Source organism: Bacillus sp. AFS098217, assembly GCF_002551815.1.
Taxonomy (GTDB): Bacteria; Bacillota; Bacilli; order Bacillales; family Bacillaceae_G; genus Bacillus_A.
In genome coordinates this window covers 1-4,154 of record NZ_NVPR01000113.1, presented here as the reverse complement: position 1 = coordinate 4,154, position 4,154 = coordinate 1, and the positions used below count along the sequence as shown (strand labels likewise).

Here is a 4,154-nt window from a genome sequence, read left to right as displayed (position 1 = left end):
CAGAAACAGGCACTGACCGCTTCTATGCATGGCCAGATCCTCTCTCCCTCCTAAAAAGAGGGGGTTTATGTCGGTTTTTTAATTGATGTATATAGTAAAAAAATGTTCAAAAATAATGTTTGTAAAACACTTGATTTATATCATTTACTAGATTATAATGATTATAAATTAGTAAACGATATAATATAATAACTCAAAAGGAGATTGATCATATGAACACACAAGTAATCGCAGTATTAAACAAACAGGTAGCAGACTGGAACGTATTATTTACAAAACTACACAACTTCCATTGGTATGTAAAAGGACCTCAATTCTTTACACTTCATGAAAAATTCGAACAATTTTATACAGAAGCAGCTGGACATATCGATGAAATCGCAGAACGTATTTTAGCAATTGGTGGTAAACCAGTCGCAACAATGAAAGAATACTTAGAACTATCTTCTGTTCAGGAAGCAGCTTACGGAGAAACTGCCGAAGGGATGGTTGAAGCAATTATGAAAGACTACGGAATGATGTTAGATGAATTGAAAAAAGGGATGGAAATCGCACAAGGCGCTGACGATGAAATGACGTCTGATTTACTACTTGGCATCTACACAGAACTAGAGAAACACGCTTGGATGCTACGTGCATTCTTAAATTAATTCGAAAAACAAATATAAAGGCATCCCAAAACGAGAGGGATGCCTCTTTTTATATACGCTGTATTTTTCCAATTAAACACGTAAAAATACGCATGTTCTTTTCTATGAAAAAGGAACATGCGCTTTTCATTCGATTGCTTACGTATTAGATTATGATAGCTGTTTCCACTTATTCCCCATTGCAGGTCGTTTATAATTTTTCATGTTCGCCAATAACTCTTCAGCAGTAGTTGCTGAAACAATTAATCCTTTGTTTGATGAATTCATAAATCCTTCTTCTGCGGCACGATCGACCATTTGCAGAATTGGACTATAAAAATCTTTAACATTTAATATTCCAACAGGCTTGTCATGAATTCCAATTTGTGACCAACATACAACCTCGAATAACTCTTCAAATGTTCCATAGCCACCTGGCAAAGCGATAAAAGCATCAGCAAGTTCTCCCATTTTTGCTTTACGCTCATGCATTGTCTCCACTTCAATAAGTTCCGTTAACCCTTTATGGACAATCTCTCCGCGGAATAAACCACGCGGCATAACACCTGTTACACGTCCGCCTAAACGCAGCACTTCATTGGCGATTTCCCCCATTAAACCAACACATGAACCACCGTATACTAATTCACAATTATTTTGCACAAGTAATTCCCCAAGCTTAATTGCTTGTTCCTTAAATTCAGGTCGTTCTCCTAGATTCGAACCTGCAAACACACAAATCTTTCTCATATCCACACCCCAAAACCATATATTGTCATGATACAATGAACATTGTACAACATATTGAGGGGATGAGGAAGAAATGAATATTGCCGAATTTCAAAGATGGGTTGAGGAATTTTACGAAAAACGAAGCTGGTCACAGTATAACTCTTTTATTCGCTTAAATTTCTTAACAGAAGAAGTTGGAGAAGTTTCACGAATTGTGCGTGCCATTGAAATTGGACGTGATCGCCCAGATGAACAAGTAAAGCAAACAGAAGAATTAAAAATTGAATTAAAAGAAGAACTTGGGGATGTACTTGCCAATCTCATTATTCTTTCTCAAAAATATGATTTAGACTTACAAGATATTATGGAAGCACATGTGGAGAAGCTTTCTAATCGTTTCGAAAACAAATGAGAATATTTATCAATTATGATATAATGGTTCCGACAACATACAAAGGAGAGAATTTATGTTATCTACTAAATTACACGATGCGCTTAACGACCAAATGAATTTTGAATTTTACTCTGCCCATGTTTACATGGCAATGGCTGCTTACTGCACAGCAGAAAGCTATGATGGATTTGCAAACTTTTTCCTTGTACAAGCAGAAGAAGAGCGTTTCCACGCAATGAAACTTTACAATTACATTAATGACCGCGGAGAGCGCGCCATTATTACTGGATTCGAAAACCCTAACAATGAATATGAATCTGTTTTAAGCGCATTTGAGATCGCACTTGAGCATGAGCGTGAAGTAACAAAGCGTATTTACAACTTATCTGATATCGCTTGGGATGAGCGTGAACACGCTACAATTACATTCTTAAAATGGTTCGTTGACGAACAGGTCGAAGAAGAAGCTTCATTCGATAGTATCATCCAGAAATTAAAACGCATCACAAGTGATTCTAACGCTTTATTTATGTTAGATGCGGAATTAGAAAAACGTACGTTTACTCCTCCTGCTGAGTAAATAAAAAAGCAATGAGCTCACGCGCTCATTGCTTTTCTTATTCTTATAGCATAACCCCAACGATAACCGCTGATAATATACTTACTAACGTTGCACCATATACAAGTCTTAATCCGAAAGAAGATACAACGTTTGCTTGTTTGTCATCGATACTCTTCGTTGCTCCTGCAATAATCCCGATAGATGCGAAGTTTGCGAAGGATACAAGGAAGATTGATAAAATACCTACTGTACGAGCTGATAAATCGCCAGCTACTTTTCCTAAATCAATCATCGCAACAAATTCGTTTGTTACTAATTTTGTTGCCATAATTTGTCCTGCTTGCAACATTTCTGATGCTGGAATACCCATAATAAATGCTAATGGTGAGAAAATGTATCCTAAAATGCTCTGGAATGTAATTCCGAAAATAGAATCAAATACACCGTTAATTGCTGTAATCAATGCTACGAATCCAATTAACATTGCTGCTACTGTAACTGCAATAGAGAATCCAAGCATAATGTACTCGCCTAGCATTTCAAAGAACGTTTGCTTCTTATCTTCTTGCAATTCTAAAATATCTTCTTCTTCACTTACATCATAAGGATTGATAATATGAATGATAATAAATCCACTAAATAAGTTTAAAACAAGTGCTGTTACAACATACTTAGGATCAAGCATTTTCATGTAAGAACCGACGATTGACATTGATACTGTTGACATAGAAGATGCACAAAGTGTATATAAACGATTTTTTGGTAATTTGCTAAGTTGATCTTTTACTGTAATAAATACTTCCCCTTGACCAACAATTGCTGCTGCTACTGCATTATAAGATTCAAGCTTTCCTAAACCATTTACTTTACTTAATAAAAATCCAACTGCTTTAACAATGATTGGTAAAACTCTAATATGTTGTAGTATCCCAATTAACACCGCTAGGAAAATAATTGGAAGTAATACTGAAAGGAAAAACGTAAACTCTCCTTTATTTACAATTCCACCAAATACAAAATTAACACCAGATTCCGCATATTTTAAAATAGCTCCAAAGCCATCTGAAATTCCTTTTACTAACACATACCCAATCTTTGTATTTAATAAGAAGTATGCCAATGCTAATTGAATAACAAGCATAATTGCAATTGGTTTATATTTAATTTTCTTCCGATCTGAACTTACAAGAAAACCTAGTACAAATACAGCAAGTAAACCGACTAGAAACATGACTATTTTCATGTGTGAATCCTCCACTTCCTATGAGTTATTGGTTGTCCAACGAATGACGTCTGACCATTATTGATAAAAAAATAAGAACCTCGAACATACTATTTACTTCAAACTGTAACATAAAATCAGTAAGCGTTTACATAAATTGCAATTTATAATTAGTGGTCTTTCCTTCTCTACTCGATTGAAAGTATGAAACTGATACCACCCACAAACAAATTGTAAGCGTTATCTAGATGAAATGCAACATAATTTTTTCAATAAGTCATATGTTAATTTCTCCCTCAAATCTCTATCATTGATATTCTGGAATACAAAAAAGCAATAGGCCCTCGCTCATTGCTTTTCATTTTTATAACATTACCCCAACAATAATTGCTGATAAAATACTAACTAACGTTGCACCATATACAAATCCTAGTCCGAATGAAGAAACAACGTTTGATTGATTTTCATCGATCCCCTTCATATGAATCCATTTTCATTTTTCGACATCTAAATCCCTGCTATGCAGAATAAAAAGTAACCTACACTCGTTTGTTCATTCTGTTTTTACTTCGCATGTAGCAGAAAAAGGCTCTGACCGCTTCTATGCATGGCCAG

The 4,154-nt window shown here is 35.1% G+C and carries 5 protein-coding genes; 3 read left to right on the top strand and 2 right to left on the bottom strand.

All coding sequences use genetic code 11. The features are described 5' to 3' along the window. The first annotated feature begins 212 nt into the window (after nt 1-212). On the top strand, nt 213-650 hold the full coding sequence (locus COO03_RS23125; RefSeq protein WP_097899360.1) for a Dps family protein: 438 nt from the start codon (nt 213-215) through the stop codon (nt 648-650). Nucleotides 651-800: 150 nt separating this feature from the next. Here the strand turns inward: COO03_RS23125 and COO03_RS23120 are convergent, their stop codons facing one another. Then, entirely contained in the window at nt 801-1,379 is a 579-nt protein-coding gene (locus tag COO03_RS23120) for a TIGR00730 family Rossman fold protein (protein ID WP_097899359.1), read from the bottom strand. Nucleotides 1,380-1,452: 73 nt separating this feature from the next. Here COO03_RS23120 and COO03_RS23115 point away from each other — a divergent pair, with 73 nt between their 5' ends. Further along, the gene (locus tag COO03_RS23115) at nt 1,453-1,773 is read left to right on the top strand and encodes a MazG nucleotide pyrophosphohydrolase domain-containing protein (RefSeq protein WP_097899358.1); all 321 of its coding nucleotides are present in this window, start codon (nt 1,453-1,455) and stop codon (nt 1,771-1,773) included. Nucleotides 1,774-1,828: 55 nt separating this feature from the next. After that, the gene (locus tag COO03_RS23110) at nt 1,829-2,335 is read left to right on the top strand and encodes a ferritin (RefSeq protein WP_016112449.1); all 507 of its coding nucleotides are present in this window, start codon (nt 1,829-1,831) and stop codon (nt 2,333-2,335) included. A 43-nt stretch (nt 2,336-2,378) separates the two neighbouring features. Here COO03_RS23110 and COO03_RS23105 read toward each other — a convergent pair whose 3' ends face one another. Beyond that, on the bottom strand, nt 2,379-3,560 hold the full coding sequence (locus COO03_RS23105; RefSeq protein ID WP_097899357.1) for a NupC/NupG family nucleoside CNT transporter: 1,182 nt from the start codon (nt 3,558-3,560) through the stop codon (nt 2,379-2,381). Between the last annotated feature and the right edge of the window lie 594 nt (nt 3,561-4,154).

Bases quoted from the DNA above. Each gene is read 5' to 3' on its own strand.
- COO03_RS23125 (WP_097899360.1), top strand. From the start codon at position 213: ATGAACACACAAGTAATCGCAGTATTAAACAAACAGGTAGCAGACTGG.
- COO03_RS23120 (WP_097899359.1), bottom strand. From the start codon at position 1,379: ATGAGAAAGATTTGTGTGTTTGCAGGTTCGAATCTAGGAGAACGACCT.
- COO03_RS23115 (WP_097899358.1), top strand. From the start codon at position 1,453: ATGAATATTGCCGAATTTCAAAGATGGGTTGAGGAATTTTACGAAAAA.
- COO03_RS23110 (WP_016112449.1), top strand. From the start codon at position 1,829: ATGTTATCTACTAAATTACACGATGCGCTTAACGACCAAATGAATTTT.
- COO03_RS23105 (WP_097899357.1), bottom strand. From the start codon at position 3,560: ATGAAAATAGTCATGTTTCTAGTCGGTTTACTTGCTGTATTTGTACTA.